Raw genomic sequence first — 24313 nt, 5'->3', positions numbered from 1 at the left:
AGATCGATGATGTCGTCCCGTCCGCTGTCCCTCGCCCCGTTCCTGCTGTTGACCAGTTGCCTGTTAGCCAATGCCGTGCAAGCTGCCATCACCGAGCCTGAACCCATAGAACTGGAAAGCCAGACCGTGGTGGCGACCGCACTGGAAGAGAACAAACAGGCCCCCGGCGTCTCGATCATTACCGCAGAAGACATCAAGAAGCGCCCACCGGCCAATGACCTGTCGCAGATTATCCGCACCATGCCCGGGGTCAACCTGACCGGCAACTCGACCAGTGGCCAGCGCGGCAACAACCGCCAGATCGACATCCGCGGCATGGGCCCGGAAAACACCTTGATCCTGGTCGATGGCAAGCCGGTCAGCAGCCGCAGTTCGGTGCGCTACGGCTGGCGGGGCGAGCGCGACTCGCGCGGCGACACCAACTGGGTACCCGCCGACCAGGTCGAACGCATCGAAGTGATTCGTGGACCCGCTGCCGCGCGCTACGGTTCCGGGGCGATGGGTGGGGTGGTCAACATCATCACCAAACAGGCCTCGACCCAGACCCACGGCAACGCCACCGTGTACCAGAATTTTCCCCAGCACGGCGATGAAGGCGCGAGCAAACGTGTGAGTTTCGGCCTCAATGGCCCCCTTACCGAGAACCTCAGCTATCGGCTGTATGGCAACGTGGCCAAGACCGATGCAGATGACTGGGATATCAACCAGGGTCACGAGTCGCTGCGTACCGGCAAACAGGCCGGCACCCTGCCGGCCGGCCGTGAAGGCGTGCGCAACAAAGACCTCAATGGCCAACTTACCTGGCGCCTGAGCCCGGAGCAGAGCTTGGCATTTGAGGCGGGGTTCAGCCGCCAGGGCAACATCTATACCGGCGACACCCAGAACACCAATTCCAATGCCAACGTGAAAAGCATGTTGGGCAAGGAAACCAATCGCATGTACCGCGAGAGTTACGCCCTCACCCATAACGGCGACTGGGATTTCGGCAGCTCCATGGCGTATCTGCAGTATGAAAAAACCCGCAACTCGCGGATCAACGAAGGCCTGGCCGGTGGCACCGAGGGTATCTTCAGCAGCACCGACTTCTACACCTCGACCCTGCGTGACATTACCGCCCACGGCGAGCTGAACCTGCCGCTCAACGCCTGGCGCGACCAGACACTGACCCTCGGCGCCGAGTGGAGCCAGCAACAACTCGATGACCCCAGTGCCAATACCCAATCCACCAGTGAAGGCGGCGCGGTTGGCGGCCTGAGCAGCGCGGGCCGCGACACCACCTCGCAGGCGCAAATCGTTTCGTTGTTCGTCGAAGACAACATCGAGCTGATGCCCGGCACCATGCTCACCCCTGCCCTGCGCTTCGATCATCACAGCATCGTCGGCGACAACTGGAGCCCTTCGCTCAACCTCTCGCACGCGCTGACCAACACCCTCACCCTCAAGGCCGGTATCGCACGTGCCTACAAGGCCCCGAACCTGTATCAACTCAACCCCGACTACTTGCTCTACAGTCGTGGCCAGGGCTGTTATGGCCAGAGCACCAGTTGCTACTTGCAAGGCAATGAAAACCTCGATGCCGAAACCAGCGTCAACAAAGAGCTGGGCATCGAGTTCAAGCACAACGGTTGGGTCGCCGGACTCACTTACTTTCGCAACGACTACAAGAACAAGATCGACTCTGGCCAGAGCCCGATCGGCACTGCCTCAGGTGGCAGCGGCAGTTACGCCAACGCGGCGATCTATCAGTGGGAGAACATTCCCAAGGCACTGGTCGAGGGACTGGAAGGCAACCTGACCATTCCACTGAGCGAGCAGCTTACCTGGAGCAACAACCTGACCTACATGCTGCAGTCGAAGAACAAGTCCACTGGCGAGACCCTTTCGGTCACCCCGGACTACACCCTGAACTCGATGCTCGACTGGCAGGCCAATGACGACCTTTCGCTGCAACTTAGCGTGGCCTGGTACGGCAAGCAGACACCGAAAAAATACGACTACCACGGTGATCGCGTCACCGGCAGCGCCAACGACCAACTCTCGCCCTACGCGCTGGTTGGCATCAGCGGTACGTACGCCATCAGCAAGAACCTCAGCCTGACCACCGGCTTGGACAACCTGCTCGACAAACGCCTGTACCGCGCCGGTAACGCCCAGGGTGTGGCGGGAATCGAAGGTGCGGGGGCCGCTACCTATAACGAACCTGGCCGTACCTTCTACACTAGCCTGACCGCGTCGTTTTGACGGCCGCCAGCCGCTGGGTTAGATCCAGCGGCCTTTTTGCCCGCAAGCAATATCGAGACCGCCTGATGAACAAGACCACCCTGACCGTGGCACTGGCGCTGATTCTTGCAGCGCCCGGCGTCGCCCTGGCGCAGCCGCTGCGGGAGCAGAAGATGGACACCCGCCTCCTGCAGCAGCAGGATCTGGCGTATTTTTTCACCACCCTCACCCTCGACTCCGTCGATGGCAAGCGCCATTACCAGCTCTGGGTGGGTCGGCCTGACCGCCCGGCACCTGCTGCCGGTTACCCGGTGCTGTGGATGCTCGATGGCAATGCTGCCATCGGCGCGCTGAACGAGGCGCAACTGCACAAGCTCGCCGAAGGCCAGGCACCGTTGCTGGTTGCCGTGGGCTATCAGACCGACCAACGTATCGAGCGCAGTTCACGCACCTACGACTACACCCCACAGTTGCCCGGCCAGCGCTCACAACGTGACCCGCTAACGGGCCAGCCCAGCGGCGGCGTTGATGAATTCTTCGACCTGCTCGACACGCGCATGCGCCCGATGGTCGCCAACGTCGCGCCTATCGACAAGCGCCGACAAACCCTTTGGGGCCATTCCTACGGAGGGTTGGCGGTGCTTCACGCGCTGTTCACCCGCCCTACCGAGTTCAGCCGATACGCAGCCGCCAGCCCCTCGCTGTGGTGGCATGATGGCGTAATCCTGAATGAAGTCGCGGGCTTGCCCAAGCGCTTGGGTGACAACCACGCGCAACTGCTACTGATGCGCGGCAGCGAAGAACCTTCGCAGCCGCGAGGCCCCACCACAGGTGATACCGAGCGCCCTGCCCGCGAGCTGAGTGCAGATTTGGCAAACGTGCCAAGGCTGCAGGTGACCTTCAAGCGCTTTGAAGGGTTGGGCCACGGGCCAATGCTGCCGGCTTCGCTGAAATGGGTGATCGAGGGCATGTCGAAAATGTGAGGCTTGTACTAATGGCCCTCATTTTTTATGCGGCAGAACCGCCCCCAGCACCTGCTTGGCCGTTTGCAGCAGCATCCCGGACTGGTCCGGGTCACCCTTGAGCAAGGTTGTGGCGAATTTCTTCGCTTGATCAAGGCTTATGTGCGGTGGCAACGGTGGTACGTTGGGGTCGGTCTTAAATTCGATCAATACCGGAACCTCCGAGGCCAAGGCCTGTTCCCAGGCGCCCGCCACATCCTCTTCCCGATCGACAAAAATGCCTTTGAGGCCAATGGATATAGCGAACAGGTGATAGGGAACATCCGGAATGTTCTGCGACGCTTCGAATTTTGGATCACCCTCCATTGCCCGTTGCTCCCAAGTAACCTGATTGAGGTCTTCGTTGTTAAAGACTGCGCAGATCCACTTGGGGCTTTGCCATTGCCGCCAGTATTTGGCGACGGTAATCAGCTCGGCCATATTGTTCATCTGCATCGCCCCATCACCGACCAGGGCAATCACCGGCCGTTGCGGGAAGGCGAACTTGGCCGCAATCGCATAGGGCACCGCAGCGCCCATGGAGGCCAGGCCGCCGGATAGCGAACACTGCATACCACGGCGAATTTTCAGGTCACGGGCGAACCAATTGGCACATGAACCGGAATCACTGGTGATGATCGCCTGCTCAGGCAGACGCGGCGAAAGCTCGAAAACGACGCGTTGCGGGTTAATTGGCTTGGCTTTGGCCATTGCTCGCTTTTCCAGGGTCTTTTCCCAGCTGCTGCGCCAGCCTTCAACTTTCTTCTGCCACTTGCGCGAGGTTTTCTGCGTAAGCAATGGCAGCAATGCCAAAAGTGTTTCGCCGGCATCACCTTGCAGATTGACTTCCATCGGATAGCGCAAGCTGAGCATGTCGGGCTGTAAATCGATCTGCACCCCACGCGCCTGGCCTTCCTTAGGCAAAAATTCGGCGTACGGAAACCCGGACCCGATCATCAGCAACGTGTCGCATTCGACCATGAGCTTGTAGCTGGGCTCGGTACCCAGCAAACCAATGCTCCCCGTAACCCAAGGCAAGTCATCAGGTAGAGCGGCCTTGCCCAACAGGGCCTTGGCCACCCCCGCGCCGAGCTTCTGGGCCACGGCGATAACCTCGTCTGTCGCTTGCAAGGCCCCGGCACCCACCAGAATCGCGACCTTCTCGCCAGCGTTCAAGGCATCGGCCGCGCGCTGCAGGTCCGCGTCATAAGGCAGGATTTTCGGCTTCGAATAGCCGACACCAGAATGCGCCGTGCCATGCGCTCTGGCCGGCGCCTCATAGTCCATGTCCTGCAGGTCGTTTGGCAGAATGAGCGCGGTGACACGCCGCTCACCCACCGCAGTACGTACCGCACGATCGAGCAGATGGCGGACCTGGGACGGTGCCGACGCCTGTTGCACGAACGCCCCGGCGACATCCTTGAACATCGAAACCAGGTCCAGCTCCTGCTGATAATGGCTGCCCAATGCAGTACGTGCCTGCTGGCCGACAATCGCCAGGACCGGCATATGGTCCAGCCGCGCATCATACAGCCCGGTGATCAGGTGCGAGGCGCCCGGCCCGGAGGTGGCGATACACACGCCCAGCTCGCCGGTAAACTTGGCGTGCGCCGAGGCCATGAACGCAGCCATCTCTTCATGCCGGGCCTGAATGAACTCAATCTTGCCCTGGGCCCTGCTCAGCGCGCCAAACACCCCGTTGATACCATCTCCCGGATAACCAAAAATCCGTGTTACCCCCCATTGGCTGAGTCGTTCAACCAGAAAATCGCCTACCGTCATCGTCATCTCGACCTCACCTCATGGCGCTGAACAAAGCCTGCTCGACAGGGCAGCCTGCCGAGACGTGTAAAGGTCTGGACATTCCGGCAGGCGCTGAAGTTCGCAGAGATTGCGCCGCGTGTGCTCTCAGATCGACGGCCGCAACCACGGCGCAGGGCTGGTCTGGGGCGAGGCGATCTGGTTGGAGATCCATTTGCCCATGCGTCGCAGCGGCTCTATCGAATCCTGCGGAGCGGCGAACTTCATCGCCGCTGCGTAACCTAGCGAAACGATGCGCTGGGCGCCATGCAGCGGCAGCACATCCTTGAGCTGATCCTTGATGCTTTCCGGATAGATGCCGACGGTCTGGGTGTAGGCATCCACTGCGTCCATCACCTCGCTCAGTTCATCGACCGGCACCAGGTTGGCGGTACGATCGTCGAGCAACGTGGAAAACGGCACCGGCTCGGGCAACTGCGAACAGATGATCGCGCCCTCACCCGCCTGGCCGCCTATGACCTTGTACCACTCGTCATCCAGGCGCAGGGCATCGACATGAGCCTTGAGGTTGCGGTCGTAGTGTTTGGGCGTGGTACTGATGCTATTGGGCAGTGCCAACATGGCGTCATACACATAACGGCCAAAGGTATTCAGGCGTTCCAGCCCCTGCTCGTCGGTGCCCGACTGCACGTAGATCGTGCGCGCACAAACACACCCCTTCTGGTTAATAGCGCCGATGTCCGAAGCCAGGCGTACCGCCGCTTCACGCATGTTCGCCTCGCTGTCGAACGCCCCCTGACCAATGATGCTGGTACTGCGCTTGGGGTCTAGGGAGATCAGTTCAAGACCTGGCTGGATGTACTGGGTGACATGCTTCATGGCAGCAAAACCACCCCAGGCAACGATTTTTTCCAGGTTCTGCGGCTGGTACAACCGTTGTTCGAACGCCTGGTCGCCCCCCTTCCAGTAGGCCACGCTCAGGTGCCGGGTCAAGGGGTGGTCCGGGGCCATGTCGACCATGGTGCGGGCGATGGCAGCAGCAGTGAACGGATCGTTTGACGGTGCCTTGATGATGGCGTCGCTGCGCAGGACCATATTGCGGATGATGGTCCACAACGACAGCGCAACCGCATTACCGGCAACGATATGCAGGGTCCGCGCGCCAAAACAGCGCACCTCAAGCTCGGTACCATCGAGCAACTGCCGTTTTACCCAACCTTCAAGGTATTCAACGCCTACCGCGCTCTCGACCATTTCAGTGATCACATCGCGGCGCAGAAGATTCTGCAGGCCCATATAGGACGCCTTGACGATGGTCGGGGTCGTCGGTGCGGTCAAGAATGACAGTTCGCACGCTTCCTGCAGATAGGCGTTGTTGTCGAACGCCAGACGCTCACCGAGTGCAACTGCGTAGTCGAGTATGTCGTCGAAGCTCAGGCGGTACAGGTCCGCCAGCTTGGTCGGGTTACCCAGCGGCAGGCGGTCGATGTATTTGTTCGCATCAGGCGTGAGGAAGGTCAGGTCGCCGCCACGACCGCCGACCTCGATCAAGTGGTCGGTGATCACTTCGCCGCGGATAATCATCGGTGCAATGGGATGGGCCATGGTTCAAAGCTCCAGCGTATTAAGGAAGTCCATCGCCTCACGATGGGATTGTTCGGAGGCGGCGCAGGTGATCTTGTCGTCACCACCGTTTTTGTCGCTGTAACGCTGGATAGGCGCTACTACATAACGGCTGGGGCGGCCGCAAGGGCACGGTTCGTCCCACTCAACGGTGATTTCATCGCCGGTGACGAAACCGCCCCAACGCAGATCCGCGCCCAGGTCGAAGAATGCCGCACGGCCAGTCTGGCGCCCGCTACGTGGCAAGGACTTGCCCGTTTCGGGATCGAGGACGAAGGGAATTGTCGTGTGCGAGAAGTGGTAATGGCCGTGTTCGCAGAGCGCATGCGAGCCGCTCGGGGTTTCCGACATGGCGTAGGTTTCGAAGATTTTGCTCGCACCGGTGAAACGCAGCACGTCCTCGCGCCAGCCCTCAGGCTGCACCACGCCCTTGGCGCCGCCGGTGGTGGCAATGAACGAATCGGCGTGAAATACCCCTTCCAGCCCCCGCTCAAGGCCGGCCTTGGCCATGTTGTGGAGAAGATTCCAGGTACCACCGATGTAGACGACGTGGCCCCTGAGCCTGGTGCTCATGTCGTCGAAGAAGTTAGCCAAGTGCTGGGGCATGTCAGCTTGCAACTGGTCGAAGTCGTTCTTTTTCGCCATCAGTTCGGGACTGATTACCACGCGATCGAGGGTGCCTTTGGCATGTGCCGCGCGTACTTTAGCCCCCAAATGCAGCACATCGCTGGAGAGTGTTGCGGGATAAGCCGGGTGAAAGTTGTCCAGGCTCGGCAGTACCGCCTTCATGATTGCCGAGTTACCACGCATGTGACTGAGGTAACCCTTGCGGTAGTACGGGTACACGCAGTGCATGTCCGGTTGCGTCGCTTGCGGACCTTTCATGCGCCAGGCGTAGAGCCTGCGGATTTGTACGGCCTTTTCGAATTCACGGTTGCTCAGGGGCAAGAACGACAACGTCCCGGAGGTCCCCGAGGTATGGCTGACGCAAAGCTGCGGTACCGCCCGGTCCATGGCTTCAAACCAGTCATCCAGGCCTGCGCAGGCGCTTACATCGGCAGCCTGGATGGCCTGGGCGGTCTCGGTGGTGACCAGCTTGCACAACCACTTGTTGATCGCCGCGAAGTTGTTCTTCTCAAGCAATGATGGCGGATAGGACTTGTACACGGTGTGCTCGAACAGCAAGGGCACCACGTCGTCGATGTGCTCGATCTGTTCAATACCCTCGGCATTGGCAAGCTTCGTCAGTACCGCAATGCTGTCGCGCATTTGCCTGAAACGACGCTGGATCGCAGCCAGTTGCAGCGACTCGATTACTTCGCGTGGCAGCTGATTCCACGTTTCGCAGGAATGCTCAGCCAGCGCCACGGGGTCAGTCAGTAGCAGCTCGACCTTCTCTTCGGTTGTTCTTGTCATTGATTGGAGGCTCCTGGCTCTGCCCGGATCGGGCAACCTTCTTGGCAAAGCCAGTCTAGGGCCAGGAAAGGCAAAATCATTTCCGGATTGAGCAGGCCCCGCCCAAACGGTAACTCCTTGATATAAATGATCTTTGAAAACCAGGCTGACGCCTGAAAAGGCTGATTCCGCGTTCCACCTCCGCACCACGCCTGGACACCTTGCGTAAACATGCAATCCGTCAATCTCCCAGCCAGACTTCGCCACGCCTGATACCATCCAGCATACGGATATGAATATTTAATGAATGGAAGGCCTTTTTTTGTGAGCATCATCCGCCACGTGCTTCGGCAACCTTACGCACACCTCGCGGCGCTGGTCGGTCTGGTATTGATCGTGCCACTGTGCCAGCGTGCCGCTTTTGGCTGGTCGAACCCATTGGGCTACCTTTCCGACGTCGGCATCGCCAGCCTGCTCGTCATGCTCGTGTATCGTCGACCTTTGTGGCTGGCACTCCCACTGTTGCTGGCCTGGTCCTTCCTGACCGTGGCAACGGCCGAGCTGGTCAGCGCAGTTGGCAGGCTTCCGAACGCCTCAGACCTGCATTACCTGATCGACCCGCAATTCGTCGGCAACTCCACTGGTGGTGGTTTTGCCCATCCGTGGCTTGGCGCAAGCTTGCTGTGTGGCTTGATGATCTGGTTGCTGACTTACCGGATGAGTCGTTCCAGCCGCGCCAAGCCCTTGCCACGAAGCTTGTGGGCTGCGCCGCTGGTGTTGCTGTTAGCGCATTGGGGCGCCCAGCACCTCTACTCTACCGACGCTGACCAATGGCGCCTGTACAACCTGCCGCATCAACTGGTGATGGCGGGTGTTGGTGAGGTGCAGATGCGGGCGGAGGAATGGCTGGAAGATGACCAGTCCGAAATCACCCCGCCAATGGCAGGACTCACCCAACTGGATCTCGACGGACAAAAACTGCTCGCCGCGCCCGGCCGCGCGCGCAACGTGTTGATCATCGCACTGGAGGGCATACCCGGCGCCTACATCAAGACCAACCGCGAAGCCTTGAACAGCAGCTACCAAGAAAACCTCATGCCCAACCTCAGCCGCTGGGCAGAGCGCGGCATGAATACACCCGACTATGTGTTGCACAGCCATCAGACCATTCGTGGCCTGTACGCGATGCTGTGCGGTGATTACGACAAGCTGGACAATGGCACGCCCAAGGGCATCGAGCTATTGGTGCAAAGCGAACGCAATCAGGCATGCCTGCCTGCCCAGTTGCGCAATAACGGCTTCTCCACTCACTTCCTCCAAGGTGCCGGCCTGCGTTTCATGGCCAAAGACAAAATCATGCCGCACATCGGCTTCGATGCCACCCACGGCCTGGACTGGTTCACCAACAGCAACTACCTGGAATTTCCCTGGGGCAAGGACGACAAGGCGTTTTTCGAAGGTGCGCTTGGCTACGTCGGCCAGCTGAAGAAGCAAAAAAAGCCGTGGATGTTGACCTTGCTGACCGTTGGCACCCACCAACCCTACTCGGCGCCGGAAGAATATCTGCAGCGCTATGACACGCCCAAACAAGCGGCGGTTGCCTATCTGGACGATGCCCTCGGGCAGTTCCTCAGTGCGCTGCAAGCCAAGGGTGTGTTCAAGGACACCCTGGTGGTGATTACCTCGGACGAGTCCCACGGCATAGACGGCGTGCGCCTGGCCTCTTCCTGGGGGTTCAACCTGACATTGGCGCCAGAGCAGGAACAGCTGCCGCGGATAAAATCCGGCGTCTATGGCCACGTCGACCTGGCGGCGTCGGTACTGGACTATTTTGCCCTGTCGGTACCTCCTGTGCTCAGTGGACGTTCCCTGTTCCGTGACTATCAAACACCCCGCGAGATCATGTCGTACACCAACGGCATGTTGCGCTACCACGATGGCCGCGGCACCTTCACCGAATGCGACTTCCAGCAGCGCTGCCGGAACTTCGCCAGCGCAGGCTTCATCGCCGAGCGCGCAAACCTGATCGGCCAGTATCGCGGCAGGCGCGCCCGTGAAGTCAGTGCCAGGGCGACGGCGCTGGATCAATCGCTGCTCAGAACGCCGTTGAACCAGCATTACCAGTTTGGCAGCCCGGCAATTATCCCGTTGCAGGCGCAAATCAAAGATGATTGGGCAGACAACCTTATCGGCGCCCAGTACCTGGAGATGCCTAAAGGCTCCCTCACACGGGTGCGCCTGACGATCCGCTCGGTGGACCCGCAATACAACGCGCACATTCTGCTCAAGGCCAAAGAGCTCGAACAGGACGTGCAACTGGGGCTACCGGGAGAAATGCTGGTAACTGCAGACCAGCCGTTGAACATGGAATTCCAGTTTGGCAATCCACAGGCACGCAAGGCCTTTTCCTTCCACCTGCTGGGCTACGGCCTTGGCGCAGTCGAGGTCAGTGACTTCAGCGTAATTACTGAGCCCTCCGAAGAAGGCGAAGCGCTGCAGGTCGAGCCGAGTGAAAGCGTTGTTCAATCCGGTTGATAGCGCCATGCCGTCGCTGAGGTTGCTTACATCAGGCAATAGAAGTCGCTCATTTGTGCAACGATCTCACGCTTGGCACTGTACAGCCGCGCTTCGGGGGTGAGCGCCATGGAGCGGGCCTCGAGCACATATCGCTGGCCTGCTTCGAAATGCCCGTAGTTGATGGTCAGGTAGCACACCCGCACGGACGGGCCGTCCATCATCCCCGAGCCCCCGCCTCCGGAAACTTCGTAATCAAACCGGACGATCAACTCATGGCTGCCGGGCGCAACCTCAAAGAAGCGCCCATCGCTCAAGCGTTGTTTGTCCAAGCGCTCAGCCAACAGCAGGCGGTCATTGGGGAACGGTGTGGAGAAACTGACCCAGGCTTTTTCCGGGTTGGCCACCGGCATCGGCGCCTGGCAACCCGCAACTAGGCTGGCTGCAAGCACGATCATCAACCTGTTCATGATCTCTGCTCCAGACTGCATCGATTGAAGAGACGCCCGATGCGGGGTGATGGCTGGCCTGTGGTCCTGCTATTGAACACCCTTGCTTTTCGGGTGACAACGACAAAGCAGTTAGTTCTCTGCAGCACATCGTTGATTATCAGGCAGGTTGGAGGCAAAAACCAAAAGCTCATCACGACTCGACAGCGCCATACATTCGCTTGCCTGACAACGAAGTGACGAGCTACGCAAGCCAAACTGCATAACGATCACATCTCGCTCCCGCCCACTTCGATTGGGTGTTCCCCCATGCAGCGTGGCACTGTGCAGCACCAGGCAACTACCGGGTGAAACCTCAGGGCACAGTGCGTCTTCGATACCTGCCAGTGCGTCCATGTGCGAACGTGGCACTACTGCCGTACCACCGTTTTCAGTAGACATGTGTTCAAGCGCAATCAGCACGCGCACAGTACGCCCATCCTCACTGGCGAAATAGTTGTTTTGCGCGTCGCGATGCCAACCTATCGCCGGGCCGGCCATACCGGGTTTGCGCGTGAGGTTGCTGAAGTGAAACAACAACTCGGATGGCATGCAGTCCAATAGTTTGGCAACGCAGTTCCAAATGGATTCCCGTGAAAACAACCATGCAAAGCAAGGTTCCAGGGCCAGCAGGTCACCTATTATAAAAGGCTCTTGCGTCCACTGTTCAGGATCGACACCGGGATTGCGCTGTGGATTTCGTCGTCCGGCATCGCTGATGCTCACACCGGCCGACAACGCCGCCACGTCTCCCTGACGGTAGCGTTCGGTCAGTCTACCGACAAGTGAACGGGCCAAGGCCAAATCGCCTTCAGTCACCAGTTCCGGAACAACTGCATAGCCATTCAGGTTAAATGACATTGTCCTTGTGCTCAAACCAAACTCCCTCTGGTCAGTAACGTGTAGAAAAAAAACACCACGATCATCAACAACAGCCAGAGAACAATTGGCGCTCTTGGCCTCGCCCCCGTCATTAACGGTGCCGTGCACACTGTTCAGAATCTGAACAGTGCCCCGCGCGGTAAATGTCCACTATCTGCACAGTCCCCCTGGCAAAACTCCGGTTTTACGGCCCGGCCAGCATTGGCATGCCCCCTGCAATCGCTATCTCGACATCAACAAACGACAGGATGCATGAGGTGGAAACTTTACTGCCCAATGAGGTTTGGAACAAACGCCTGTTCACCGGTCGCTGGGAGGCAGGTGAATGTGCTGATACTGCGGTGACGTCTCCCGGCAATGGACGCCAGTTGGGGCTGTTGGCCAACGCTGGCGCCGCGCAAGTGGAGCGCAGCGCCAGCCAGGCAGCACGTGCCCAGCGCGACTGGTATGCCCTGCCCTATGATGAGCGCGCCAAGGTAATGCGCAAGGCAGCAGCGCTTGCCGAGCAGTATCAGCATGAGATTGCTGGCTGGATTGTCGAGGAAAGTGGGTCCACGCAACCTAAGGCAAGCTTTGAAGCCGCCATCAGCGTTAAATCACTGCATGAAGCCTGCGCCCTTCCCTCACGCAGCCAGGGCGAGGTGCTGCCGTCCACTGCGGGTCGCCTAAGTATCGCTCGACGTCGGCCATTGGGTGTGATCGGGGTCATTTCCCCGTTCAACTTCCCGCTCTACCTGGCCATGCGCGCAGTGGCGCCGGCACTGGCGACCGGTAACGCTGTGGTCCTCAAGCCCGATCCACGCACGGCGGTATGCGGCGGCCACATCATTGCCCGTATCTTTGAACTGGCCGGCCTGCCTGCCGGAGTACTGCATGTTCTCCCCGGTGGCGCGGAGGCAGGCGCTGCGCTGACCTCCTCGCCCAGTGTCGCGATGATTCAGTTCACGGGTTCTACTGCGGCTGGGCGCAAGGTCGGCGAAGCGGCCGGGCGTCATCTGAAAAAGGTCTCCCTGGAACTGGGTGGCAAAAACTCGCTTATCATTCTGGACGACGCCGACCTGGACCTGGCCATCGCCAATGCCACCTGGGGTGTCTACCTGCACCAGGGACAGATATGCATGTCGACAGGTCGGGTACTGGTTCAGCGCGGTATCTACGATGCTTTCCTCCAGCGTCTGGTGGCCAAGGCTCGCAGCTTGACCGTGGGCGACCCCAGCACCGCCCAAGTCCATCTTGGCCCACTGATCAATACCGCCCAGCGTGACAATGCACTGCGCATTGTTGAGGCGGCTCGCGCTGCGGGGGCGACCTTGGAAACGGGCGGATCGGCCGATGGCCTGTTTTTCCAGGCAACCGTGCTCAGTGGAGTGAAACGCGACAATCCTGCCTTCAATGAAGAGATTTTCGGCCCGGTCGCGGTAGTCGTACCGTTCGACAGCGACGAAGAAGCCGTAGCGCTCGCCAACGACACTGAGTACGGCCTGAGCGCCGCCATCTTGTCCCGCGACACCGGCCGGGCCCTGCGACTGGGCGAGCAGTTGCGTACCGGTCTGCTGCATATCAACGACCAGACCGTCAACGATGAAGTCATCAACCCGTTTGGTGGCGTTGGCGCCTCCGGCAACGGTGCCAGCATTGGTGGTGCCGCCAACTGGGAAGAGTTCACCCAATGGCAGTGGCTGACCCTCAAAGGCGAAGCGCCTGCTTACCCGCTTTAATCCTGGAGAACAATAACAATGACAACGCTGACCTTACGCCCTGTACAAGCTGCCGTTACCCGTGACAAGGGTGCACCTTTCGTGCTGGAGCAGGCGCGCATTCGTGCCCCTCAAGCGGATGAAGTACTGGTGCGCATCGTTGCCACCGGTATGTGCCACACCGACATCATCGTGCGCGATCAATACTATCCTGTGCCCCTGCCCGCCGTACTCGGTCACGAGGGTTCGGGCGTAATCGAAGCCATCGGGCCGCTGGTGCAGAATCTAGAAGTCGGCGACCACGTGGTCATGACCTACGGCTACTGTGGCCATTGCCTGGCTTGCGACTCGGGCCAGGCCGCCTACTGCAAGGATTTTTTCGGGCGCAACTTCAGCGGCGCGGGGCCGGATGGAAGCCATGCCCTGCAGGATGAACACGGCGTTGCACTTCACGACCACTTCTTCGCCCAGTCCTCGTTTGCCACCTACGCATTGGGGCGCGAAAACAACACCGTTCGCGTCTCCAAAGAAGCTCCCATCGAGTTGCTGGGCCCGCTCGGCTGCGGCATCCAGACCGGCGCCGGTGCGGTGATCAACTCGCTGAAAGTGACCCCGGGCAGCGCCTTTGCAGCCTTTGGTGGTGGGGCTGTGGGCCTTTCGGCGGTACTTGCCGCTCAGGTCGCCGGTGCCTCGACGATCATCGCCGTCGATGTGGTGCCTTCGCGTCTGCAACTTGCGCTCGAGCTTGGCGCTACCCACGTGATTAACAGCCGCGAGAGCGACCCTGTAGCGGTCATCCGTGACATCACCGGAGGGGGCGTGCAATTTGCCCTGGAATCCACCGGTCGCCCGCAAGTATTACGTCAGGCAGTGGAGGCGCTGGGTAGTCGCGGCGCCTTAGGCGTGGTGGGTGCGCCACCGCTGGGCACCACGGCAGAGTTTGATGTCAATGACTTGCTGTTGGGTGGCAAGGTCATTCGCGGCATCGTCGAGGGCGACAGTGTGCCGAAGAAATTCATCCCTGAACTGGTGAATCTGTACCTGCAAGGCCGCTTTGCCTTCGACAAACTGGTGAAATTCTATGACTTCGATCAGATCAACCAGGCGGCAGAGGACAGCGAAAAAGGCCTGACCCTCAAGCCGATCATCCGTATCCAGAAGTAATCCTGAAAAGGGGCCGCGCTGCGCTGCCCCTGCTCCTAAAACAACAAGAAACAAGGACATCCTATCGTGACAAAGATCTCCAGCTTCGCGTGGGGCTTGATGGCGTGCGCGCTGATTTCGGGCAAGGTGCTCGCCGTGGATGTGAATGCCGGCGACTACACGGCGCTGCCGGCTGGCACCAATGTTGCCGCCTGGTACCAACAATTCGGTCGTGCAGATCGCTTCAATGGCGACGGAGCACCCGACGCCAAGCACGCCACCAGCCTGCGCTCGAACATCAGCATCCTACGTTTGATCCACTTCACCGAGATTGGCGGTATCACTGTCGATCCGCAGATCCTGTTGCCGTTCGGGCATGTCTACAACGTCAAGGTCAGCGGACAATCCCTGGGCAGTAACAGTGGTATGGCCGACCCGATTATCGGCGCCACTTTCTGGTTGGTGAACCAGCCCGAGGCAGGCAGCAGTGGCCGCTACTTCGGCATCACGCCACTGATTTACCTGCCATGGGGACAATACGATCGGGATGAAGGGATCAACCTGGGCGAAAATCGCTGGAAAGCTGATCTGCAGTTGGGCTGGGTAGAGCCGTTGTGGGGACGCTGGTCAATGGAGTGGTATGCCGATGCCGTGTTCCATGGACCTAACGACGATGCTGGCAGTGGCAGGCAAACGCTGCGCCAGGACACCACCTATCAGCTTCAAACCAACCTGCGCTATGACGTTAACCCCGCTCAGCGCCTGGCATTGGGCTTCTCCGCTACAGACGGTGGCAAGCAGCACCTCTCGGGCGACTACACCGGGCAGAAGACCGAGGTGCAGCAAGTGCGTCTGGAGTTCCAGCAAATGCTCGGCAACAGCGTGCAACTCAGCACTCAGTTCACCCATGACACCCGCGTGGTAGGAGGCTTTCGCGAGGATACCGGCGTCAACCTCAGGGCATTGCTGCTGTTTTGAACCTCCAGGTAACCTTGACGAGTTGCCTGCCGCGGGGCACCGTAGGCAGGCATTACTGCGCAGCGCAAATGACCAGGTGTACCTATGGATCGCCTCCAGATCGAGTTGCAAACCGCCCGCCAGAACTTTGCCGATGGCGTGCCACTGCCCATCGGCTTGCTCCCTGACCCCATCGCGCGTTCCTGGGAGCGCTCCCGAGCGGCAGGTCTCAGTCCCTGGCAGCCTCGCCTGGCCCGCGGGCGCCTCGATATCCTGCCCCTGACCGACGCCGACACCCACCTGGCTGAATGTGTGCAGCCAGAGCTTGAACGGTTATGGGAGTTGATCGGCGACTCGCACTGGATGTTGTTTTGCGTCAACCCCGAGAATCGTATTGTGCAGACCCGCAAGCCTGCGGGTATCGACGGTCCGTTGTCGGCGCTGCACGCCGGCCGCCGCGTGGGCGAAGTCGACGTCGGCACCACCGCGCCTGCCTGCACATTGGTCGATGGCTTGCCGGCGATCGTTGCTGGCAACCAACACTACTTGCAGGAGTTTTCACAGTTTTTCTGTGTCAGCGTTCCGCTACGCGGCGTGGGCGGAGAACTGCTCGGTGCGCTGGACCTGACCGGTATCGGCACACGCAATGCCGGCACCATGCTCGAGCGTTTGAAGCATGCGGCACTGGCCACCGAAAACAACTTTTTCCTGGCCCTGGCGGACTGCCGGATCCTGGAGTTACAGCATGATCCAAGGCTCATGGGTTCGCCACTGCAAGCGCTGCTCGCGGTGCGTGAAGACGGCACAGTGTGCGGCGCCAACCGCGCCGCCCAGCAATTGCTGGGTATTGCCAGCTACCGACCACACGGCCTGAACCTGGAGCATCTGTTCGATCGTGGCAGTCACGGCCAGCTCAATGCAGCAAGCAAACTGCTGACACTTACCGATGGCTCGCGGTTGTATGCAAGGCTGCTCGACCAGCCGCTGAGCAAAAGCCTGCCGATTCGTGCAGCGCGTTGCGCCCTGGGTAGCGACCGCAGGGTCAATGCACGATTCGAGGATGCCAAAAAAGCAGTGGTTGCCAACCTTGCGGTATTGATCACCGGCCCGACAGGTTGCGGCAAGGAAGTCTTCGCCAGGGAACTGCACAGGCAGTGCACCCCCAACGCGCCTTTCGTCGCCATCAACTGTGCATCCTTGCCCGAGAGCCTTATCGAATCCGAGCTGTTCGGCTATGCCGAAGGCAGTTTTACCGGCGCGCGCAAAGGCGGATCGATGGGCCTACTTGAGTCGGCCGGCAACGGAATTCTACTGCTCGATGAAATCGGCGATATGCCGTTTGCGCTTCAAAGCCGCTTGCTGCGTGTATTGCAGGAGCGACAGATTACTCGTGTTGGCAGCACTGTTACGGTGCCGTTGAAGGCCCACATCATTGCCGCCACCCATAAGTCACTGCCAGCGCTGGTCGCCTCGGGTGGTTTTCGCGAAGACCTGTTCTACCGTCTCGACGGCATGCGGATCGCCTTGCCCTCACTCAACCAGCGGTTGGATAAAGAGCAGCTTGTTGACGCGTTTTTCCAGCGCCCAGGCATGCCAATGCTGGACGCTGAGGCGCGGGCGATTGTTCATGCGTACGACTGGCCTGGGAATCTACGCCAACTGGAAAACGTCGCCGCTGTTGTTGCCATTCTTGCCGTCGGCGCCTGCGCCATCACCGTAAACCATCTGCCGGAAGAGGTTCGCGGTACTGCGGCAGTAGCGCCTCGGAGCCTTTCAGCGGCGACGCGTGATGTGATTGAACGCACCCTCCTCGCCCACGCCGGCAATGTGACCGCCGCGGCCAAGGAACTGGGCATCTCGCGCACCACGTTATACAAGCGGCTCAGCGGCCGCTAAGCACATTGCGACAATGTAATGTGGCGCTCATGCTTGTGTCAGGTCGCAAAGGTTATATCTGGATCACCACCGAAAAGGAGTGATCAATATGAACAGCCTGAGACTTTTCAGCGTACTTTCCATCATGGCTATTTCTTCTGTCGCCATGGCAGAAGGTGGTGCGGATCGTGTGTATGGTCAAATGATCCAGGCCAATGAAAAAGCCATGCAAGCTTACGCTGTCGCCAATGGCAAGAATCCGCCCGAGATCGTTCATTACCGCTATGGCATGAAGCTCGACATCGCCAAGGTCGTGGGCTCGACCCCTACCGATTCAAGTTGCGATGTAATGCCGGCACAAATGACCTACGAGGATTCCAACGGCAAACTGAACATTCTCGAATACCGCTCACCGGGCACGGGATGCCGCAATCAGAAGTAGTGATCAGCGCTCAAGCAGGCTGCTCGGCGTATCCACGTCATCGAGCACGCCGGCGTCAGCCACCTCCAACATGACGCAGCAGTCCGGATGAGCCCGCACTACGGAGCGGGCTCCTTCGTCACCGCGCAACGCCATCAAGTGCGGCCAGAAGTCGCGGCCAAACACCACCGGATGCCCTTGCTTGCCGTCATGGCGGGGCAAGAGGATGGTCGAGGCGGTGGCAACCTCGACCAGTAAACGCAGGGTCGTCGGCGCGATCCAGGGCATATCCCCCAGCACGATCGCAACCGCCTGCGCGCCGCTGCCTGCGAGCGAGGCGACGCCGGCTGCCAGGCTGTGGCCCATACCAAGGGCCGCATCCGGACTGTGCACGATCAGGCACTCATCTGGCAGGCCAAGCATTTGCCCACACTCGCCCTCGCGCAGCACCACGCGCACCTCGTCGAACGCCTGGCGAGCACGCTCGACACTGTGCAGCAACAGGCTGCGCCCATCCGCCAGGGTCGCACAGCGCTTGTCCGAACCAAAGCGCGCACTGCGCCCGGCGGCAAGTACCAATGCGACAACCGTCACAGCGCCCCTCGCTCAATACCGTTACGTACGCGCAAGATATCGGCGAGCACCGCCAGGGCAATTTCCGCCGGTGTCTTGCTGCCCAGGTTGAGACCGATGGGTGCGTGAATGCGCGCCAGTTCACACTCGCCCAGGCCACCAATGCGCTGCAGGCGCTCACGGCGTTTGTTCGAGGTGACCTGCGAGCCCATGACCCCGATATAGAAAGCCTCGGTACGCACCGCTTCGAGCATCGCCAGATCATCGATTTTCGGATCATGGGTCAGTGCCACCACGGCGGTGTCCGCGTGACACCCACCGTTGGCGATAAACACCGAGGGCAACTCTCGACGAATCTCGATGCCTTCCAGTACCACGCCAGCCAACACTTCTTCACGCGGTTCGCATAGGATCACATCCAAACCCATGCCTTTGGCGAACTGTGCGCAAAAATGCGCAACGCTGGAGTAACCCGCCAGCAGCAGGCGCTGGGCAGCCCCCACGCGCAAGCGCACGCAGGTGTGCTCACGCTCTACCTTTGGCCCTTGCAGATGATCGTCACTGAGCCGGCGCTCGCCATCGCGCAGGCTGACTTCTCGCAGCAGCCGCCGCTGCCCCAGAAGCGCCGACTCCAGTTCACGCAAATGCGCCTGCACCTCGCAATGTGCCGGCAGGTTCTCTACCAGCACATCGAGTATGCCGCCACAGGGAAGACGAATGCTTGAACGCGTATCGCTGCCGTCGCCGTAACGCACCACCGTTACCGGCTCGGCAAAGTCCCCGTGCGCGACCCGTTCGAGAAAATCATCCTCGACACAGCCTCCGGACAACGACCCCACCCACTGTCCGCTGTCGTTGACTGCCAGCAGTGAGCCCGGCGCACGTGGCGCCGAACCATAGGTACAGAGCACGCTGCACAGCCATATCCGCCTGCCTTTGCAAGACCACTGCAACGCCTGGCGAATTACCTGCAGATCAAGATGCTGCACGGCGTCACTCCGACTTCAATTGCGCAAGCTGCTGCACGCTGAGATCGGCAGGCAGCCCACCCCACGCCTGGCGCAGGTAGTTGATCAGGTCAGCGACTTGTTCGTCCGAGAGCTTGCCGGCAAAGCCCGGCATCGGTTGCATGCGCTCGAAGCCGGTAAACTGCTGCTCGCCGATACCCTCGTAAATCACCTTGGCCAGGTTGCGTGAGTCGGCCTGACGCAGGACGGTATTGCCCTGCATGGCAACAGCGATGTGTGGCTTGCCCTCGCCCTCGACACCATGGCAGCCGGCGCAGACGTTGAGGTACTGCTGGTGACCGCGTTTGGCGCTGTCGTTGAGCTGATCGAAGCTTGCGGCCTGGACGACTTTGGCCGGCGGCGGTTGATCACCCAGCAGGAAGGTTGCCATCGCCGCCAAGTCACTGTCTTGAAGATGCTGGGTGCTGTGGTGAACGACCGGGAACATCTCGTTGAACATGGTGCCCTGGGCGCTCATGCCGTGCTTGAGGAAGGTGGTGAGGTCGGGTTGGGTCCAGCCGCGCTCAGCCAGGTCCTTGGCCAGCAAGCTCGGCGCCAGGTAGCCGTTGAGCAGGCCACCGGTCAGACGCTGGTCCTGCTGCAGGGCGCCAATGCTGTTGCGCGGCGTATGGCACTCGCCGCAATGACCCAGCACCTCGACCATGTACTGCCCGCGCTGCCAGGCCGCACTCTTGCCTTCGGTACTTTGCAGCTCGACGCTTTTGCCATAGAGCATGTTCCAGCCCGTCAGCCCCAGGCGCACGTTGAACGGGAAGCTCAACTTGGTCTCTGGTGCGGGACGATGGACCGGCGCTACGGTCATCAGGTACGCCTGGATGTCATCGGCATCCTCACGTTTGATCAAGTGGTAGGAGGTATAAGGCATCGCCGGGTACAGATTGGCGCCATCATTGCGTTTGCCCTTGGCCAGCGCGGCGAAGAACTCGTCGGCGCTGTAGTTGCCAATGCCGAACGCTTTATCCGGGGTGATGTTACTGCCATAGATAGTGCCAAATGGCGAATGGATCGGCAGGCCACCGGCGAACGGTGCACCGCCCTCGGCGGTATGACAGGCCATGCAGTCGGCGGCACGCGACAGGTATTCCCCGCGTTTGATCTGTGCTTGATCTGCCGCTTGCACGCCCACCGAGAGTGCCATGCCAAGCGCCAGGGCGAAGCCGGAACGAATACGCTGCATGCTCAACCCTCCTTGACCAGGCCGAGGTCGTCGAGCACCTCGCGGGTGGCGTTGTAGTAACGCACGTACCCGGTACAACGGCAGATGTGATGACCGAGGCTGGCTTCGATGGTGTCTTGCAGTTCGCTCTTTTTCAGCGGCTTACGTTGGGCGTTCTCCACCAGTACCGTGGCGGCATTGACGAAGCCTGGCGCGCAATAGCTGCACTGAAAGGCAAACAGGTCGACAAACTTCTGCTGGATCGGGTTGAGCTCGCTGAGGTTGCCAGCGTCGTCGTACTTGGCGTGGCTTTCGATGGTGCGTACTTTCTTGCCATCGAAGAAGTGCACACCGGTGATGCAGGTACGTACCTCTTCGCTGGTGCCGTCGGGGTTGTCGACGATCACCACGCACGCGTGACAGATACCCTGGCCGCAGCCCAGGCGCGAACCGGTAAGGTTCTGGTATTCATGCAGGTAGTCGATCATCGCCAGGTCGTTGGGGACCTCGACTGGACCGACAGTTTGACCATTCAAGGTCAGTTGTAGCGGACGGTTAGCCATTGAGGGCCTCCTTGATACGTGCTGGAGTGATAGGCAAATCGCGCACACGCTTGCCGATGGCATGGGCGACGGCGTTGCTGATGGCGCCAACCACCGGGATCATCACCACTTCGGCGATGCCCTTGGAGGGATCGGTGGGTGACAACGGCGGCAGAATCTCGGATGTCTGCGCCCACACTGCAACGTCCTTGGCATGCGGCAAGCGATAGCGGTTGAAGTTCCAATCACCTTCGCCCGGACCGCCCTCATACAGCGGCATTTCTTCCATCAGCGCATGGCCGATACCCATGGCGATACCGCCTTCGAGCTGTCCCTTGACCAACTCCGGCACCAGCACCCGGCCACACTCCACCCAACTGTGGTGGTTGAGCACCTGCACTTCGCCGCTGCCCTTGTTCACCTTGACTTCGACGATGGTCGCCACCGGGCTGTAGTAGGTGACCATGGCATTATTCAATTGCGTGGCTGGATAGACCGCTTTTTCGCGGTTCAGCAGATGAAAGCTGGCACTGTTCATCTGCGCCTTGATCGCACTCGGCGCACCATCGCCGTACTTCACTGCCAGGGCATCGAGCGGCAGGCGCTCGCGCACGCCGTTGATGACAAAGTCCGCCTCTGCCCAGCTCCAGCGGTTGAACCCGTGCACGCTGGCACCGGTGACCAGGCCCATCTCATGGGCTTTTCTGGCAAGCTCGGCAAAGGGGATCGGTGCCAGGCCATTGCCGGTCAACTCACCGTTGACCCACACCGCGTTTTCCCGGCGTACCACCAAGGGGTTGGCCTGGCCACCGAACGGGCCCCTGCTCCACAGCGCCAACGCCGCCGGCCAGAGGCCGTGATTGAACAGCACGCGTGCTGCTTCACGGGTGGCATGACTGAAATAGAACGCCGAGTTGGTTGCCGAGGACGGCGAGGCCAGCCTGCCGACCCAGCGTGGATTACGCAACGCCGCGTCCTGCTCGGCCTGGCTGATCAAATAAGGGTTGCCGCTGGTAGCCAACTGCAGCTCCGGCCATTGGGTTTCAGCGGTCCTGACCTCATCGGCCGAGCGGCCCAGAAAGTCGCTGACCACCAGTGCCTGCGAAGTCGACATGCCGGTACCCAACTCGGTACCGATGTGACGCATGCGGATATGCCCATCAGCGCTGAACTCGATACTCGCCATCGGTGCTTCGGAGCCGGTGCCGAAGTCCTTCTGGCAGATGGCAAAGCCAACGCCATACCAGTTGTCCGGGTCCTTGGCGTCCATAGCCTGCTTGCGGCTGGCGCGGTTCTTCCACCACTCGTGGGCAGCGGCCTTGTCGAGAATCTCGTGCAGGCGCAAGGCTCCTGCGGGTACTGCGCCCTGGGTGTTTTTCATCCCCGACTTCAGCGCGTTGACGCGGCGCAACTCAATGGCGTCCACCCCCAGACGGTCGGCAACCTCATCGACCATCATCTCGGTTGCCGCCATGGTCTGCAGGGTACCGTAGCCGCGCATCGAGCCGGCCTCGACACCCCGCGAGTGATAGGCGGTAACGGCCAGGTCGTTCTGTGGCATGTAGTAGATCGACTGTGCAGCGGTGGCCCCTACTGCTGCCACCGAAGAACTGTAGTTGGCACGTCCACCGCCGTCGACACTCATGTCGGCGCGGAAAATCTTGAACGTGTTGTCCTGCTTGTTGACTGCCAGTTGGTAATGAATGTCGAAGGCATGACGCTTGATGCCGCTCTGGAACTGCTCGTAGCGGTCGTTGGCCAGGCGCACCGGAACGCCGGCACCGTACAAGGCCGCCAGCGCTGCGTAGAAGACAAAAATGTTGTTGTCCTTGGAGCCATAGCCAACGGTATAGCCCGGGTGCATGTTCAGCGTATTCAGCGCAAAGCGCGAGGGCTTGATCATGTGCACACATTCGAGGGCCACTTCGAAGGGGCATTGAGTGGCAACCACGAAATGCAGGGTGCCGCTTTGAGGGTCGTACCAGCCGTTGCCATTGTCGGGTTCCAGGGCCGCCGGTTCGATCGATGGCGTCTTGTAGCGCTCATCGAACACCAGCCAGTCCTGCGCGGGGTTCTTCAACTGCTCGTCCATGCGCTTGGCATAGAACAGGCCCTGCTCGGTGAGGTCGCCGTGCTGCTTGGGTTCCTTGGACCACACCGGTTTACGGTTGAGGATGGTCGGAAACAGCATCGAATTCTTCAGGCTAGAGAACTCATCGTCATCAAAGGGGGTATTGCCACCCACGCGTACGAAGCGAAAGCTGCCGTAGGGATCGGTCTGGTACAGCGGCGCCTGGGCCCCGTAGCGAATCGCCTTGTCATTGAACTGCAACTTGCGCTTGGCCTGGCGATAACGCTCGAAATCGTTCCAGATCAGAATCGCCACTGGATGGCCGATGAACATCGGCACCTTGCCAGGAGGTAGCAAGGGGTCTGGCGAGTGCGCCTCGGGAAATGCGATGCCGTCTTTTTCAAGGTCTGCGGCGGTAACGATTCGATCCGGCTGCAGGTCTGCACCCAACCATGAAAGGTCGTGCCCGGCGTAGATACGATCGGCCTTGATGGTCTTGAGCAGCAAGGCGTGGCCCTGTTGCTGAGGCCAGCCGGGCATGTCCTTGGCTCGAATATCACGGGCAAAAACTTTGTTGCCGCAGACTTTGGACAACGCATCATTGCGAAAACGCGCCTTGCCGTCGTGGCTCATCCATTTCTGAGGTGAAGTGGTAACTGCATCTTCCATCAGGGCGGCGAACGCCTGGCTGCCTAGCGGCGCCAGGGTCACACCGACACCGGCAATTAGCCCGCCTTGCAAAAAGGCACGCCGGGAAACATCACGATTGGACATGGTTGATCCTCTGGGCAGTAAAAGTGTCCGCCCATGTTTTTTTCTGGTGCTGGAGAAACTTGGAGGGGATGAAATCTGTGACGCTCAGTGAGCAAATTCGGTGTGATAAAAACCGTGGAAAACTGACCGCGGCGTCAACTTTACAGCAATAGGACCCCTCTTGGCAAAGTCAAGCAGACAACTTGCCGCAGC

General features: G+C 60.0%; 18 protein-coding genes. 8 read left to right on the top strand and 10 right to left on the bottom strand.

Annotated features, from left to right (window positions below; translation table 11 throughout):
- The first annotated feature begins 9 nt into the window (after window positions 1-9).
- Both H8F21_RS25060 and H8F21_RS25055 read left to right on the top strand, forming a co-directional pair.
- Complete coding sequence (locus H8F21_RS25060; RefSeq protein ID WP_203585557.1) at window positions 10-2241, top strand: TonB-dependent siderophore receptor; 2232 nt, start codon at window positions 10-12, stop codon at window positions 2239-2241.
- A gap of 65 nt (window positions 2242-2306) precedes the next feature.
- Window positions 2307-3203 (top strand): alpha/beta hydrolase, encoded by an 897-nt coding sequence (locus H8F21_RS25055; protein WP_203482525.1) that lies wholly within the window; start codon window positions 2307-2309, stop codon window positions 3201-3203.
- Window positions 3204-3221: 18 nt separating this feature from the next.
- On the opposite strand, the gene H8F21_RS25050 is transcribed toward H8F21_RS25055, so the two are convergent.
- From H8F21_RS25050 to H8F21_RS25040, 3 genes are all read right to left on the bottom strand, one after another.
- Entirely contained in the window at window positions 3222-5009 is a 1788-nt protein-coding gene (locus tag H8F21_RS25050) for a thiamine pyrophosphate-requiring protein (RefSeq protein ID WP_203585556.1), read from the bottom strand.
- Between the two features lie 120 nt (window positions 5010-5129).
- Window positions 5130-6587 carry an acyl-CoA reductase gene (locus H8F21_RS25045; protein WP_203482527.1) on the bottom strand — a complete coding sequence of 486 codons (1458 nt, stop codon included), beginning with the start codon at window positions 6585-6587 and terminating at the stop codon, window positions 5130-5132.
- A gap of 3 nt (window positions 6588-6590) precedes the next feature.
- A complete protein-coding gene (locus H8F21_RS25040; RefSeq protein WP_203585555.1) occupies window positions 6591-8021 on the bottom strand; it encodes a hypothetical protein in 1431 nt (476 codons plus the stop codon).
- Between the two features lie 282 nt (window positions 8022-8303).
- On the opposite strand from H8F21_RS25040, the gene H8F21_RS25035 reads away from it, so the two are divergent.
- A complete protein-coding gene (locus H8F21_RS25035) occupies window positions 8304-10535 on the top strand; it encodes an LTA synthase family protein (protein ID WP_211202161.1) in 2232 nt (743 codons plus the stop codon).
- Between the two features lie 26 nt (window positions 10536-10561).
- Here the strand turns inward: H8F21_RS25035 and H8F21_RS25030 are convergent, their stop codons facing one another.
- Together H8F21_RS25030 and H8F21_RS25025 are read right to left on the bottom strand one after the other, a co-directional pair.
- The gene (locus H8F21_RS25030; RefSeq protein WP_203482530.1) at window positions 10562-10984 is read right to left on the bottom strand and encodes a PA0061/PA0062 family lipoprotein; all 423 of its coding nucleotides are present in this window, start codon (window positions 10982-10984) and stop codon (window positions 10562-10564) included.
- 111 nt (window positions 10985-11095) lie between these two features.
- Window positions 11096-11992, bottom strand: coding sequence for a phytanoyl-CoA dioxygenase family protein (locus H8F21_RS25025; RefSeq protein ID WP_203482531.1), 897 nt, complete (start codon window positions 11990-11992; stop codon window positions 11096-11098).
- A gap of 140 nt (window positions 11993-12132) precedes the next feature.
- Between H8F21_RS25025 and H8F21_RS25020 the strand changes: the two genes are divergently transcribed.
- From H8F21_RS25020 to H8F21_RS25000, 5 genes are all read left to right on the top strand, one after another.
- Window positions 12133-13602: a benzaldehyde dehydrogenase gene (locus tag H8F21_RS25020; protein ID WP_203482532.1), complete on the top strand. Its 1470-nt coding sequence runs from the start codon at window positions 12133-12135 to the stop codon at window positions 13600-13602.
- 18 nt (window positions 13603-13620) lie between these two features.
- Complete coding sequence (locus tag H8F21_RS25015; protein ID WP_203585554.1) at window positions 13621-14745, top strand: NAD(P)-dependent alcohol dehydrogenase; 1125 nt, start codon at window positions 13621-13623, stop codon at window positions 14743-14745.
- A 66-nt stretch (window positions 14746-14811) separates the two neighbouring features.
- Window positions 14812-15702 carry a transporter gene (locus tag H8F21_RS25010; RefSeq protein WP_203585553.1) on the top strand — a complete coding sequence of 297 codons (891 nt, stop codon included), beginning with the start codon at window positions 14812-14814 and terminating at the stop codon, window positions 15700-15702.
- Window positions 15703-15786: 84 nt separating this feature from the next.
- Window positions 15787-17577 (top strand): sigma-54-dependent Fis family transcriptional regulator, encoded by a 1791-nt coding sequence (locus tag H8F21_RS25005; RefSeq protein ID WP_203585552.1) that lies wholly within the window; start codon window positions 15787-15789, stop codon window positions 17575-17577.
- A gap of 88 nt (window positions 17578-17665) precedes the next feature.
- Window positions 17666-17998 (top strand): DUF2790 domain-containing protein, encoded by a 333-nt coding sequence (locus H8F21_RS25000; RefSeq protein ID WP_203585551.1) that lies wholly within the window; start codon window positions 17666-17668, stop codon window positions 17996-17998.
- Between the two features lie 3 nt (window positions 17999-18001).
- Here H8F21_RS25000 and H8F21_RS24995 read toward each other — a convergent pair whose 3' ends face one another.
- From H8F21_RS24995 to H8F21_RS24975, 5 genes are read right to left on the bottom strand one after another with little or no spacing between them, the layout of a single operon-like run.
- A complete protein-coding gene (locus H8F21_RS24995; protein ID WP_203585550.1) occupies window positions 18002-18571 on the bottom strand; it encodes a nucleotidyltransferase family protein in 570 nt (189 codons plus the stop codon).
- Window positions 18568-19539: an XdhC family protein gene (locus tag H8F21_RS24990; RefSeq protein WP_203585549.1), complete on the bottom strand. Its 972-nt coding sequence runs from the start codon at window positions 19537-19539 to the stop codon at window positions 18568-18570. Before H8F21_RS24990 ends, H8F21_RS24995 begins: the two co-directional genes overlap by 4 nt.
- Before the next feature lie 4 nt (window positions 19540-19543).
- A complete protein-coding gene (locus tag H8F21_RS24985; protein ID WP_203585548.1) occupies window positions 19544-20755 on the bottom strand; it encodes a cytochrome c in 1212 nt (403 codons plus the stop codon).
- 2 nt (window positions 20756-20757) lie between these two features.
- Window positions 20758-21297: a (2Fe-2S)-binding protein gene (locus tag H8F21_RS24980; protein ID WP_203585547.1), complete on the bottom strand. Its 540-nt coding sequence runs from the start codon at window positions 21295-21297 to the stop codon at window positions 20758-20760.
- Complete coding sequence (locus H8F21_RS24975) at window positions 21290-24121, bottom strand: xanthine dehydrogenase family protein molybdopterin-binding subunit (RefSeq protein WP_203541382.1); 2832 nt, start codon at window positions 24119-24121, stop codon at window positions 21290-21292. Before H8F21_RS24975 ends, H8F21_RS24980 begins: the two co-directional genes overlap by 8 nt.
- Window positions 24122-24313: the final 192 nt, after the last annotated feature.

It is taken from the genome of Pseudomonas arcuscaelestis, from assembly GCF_016881005.1.
GTDB classification, from domain to species: Bacteria; Pseudomonadota; Gammaproteobacteria; order Pseudomonadales; family Pseudomonadaceae; genus Aquipseudomonas; species Aquipseudomonas arcuscaelestis.
Note: the sequence above shows the minus strand (reverse complement) of the source record. Positions and strands in the feature narration are given on the sequence as shown.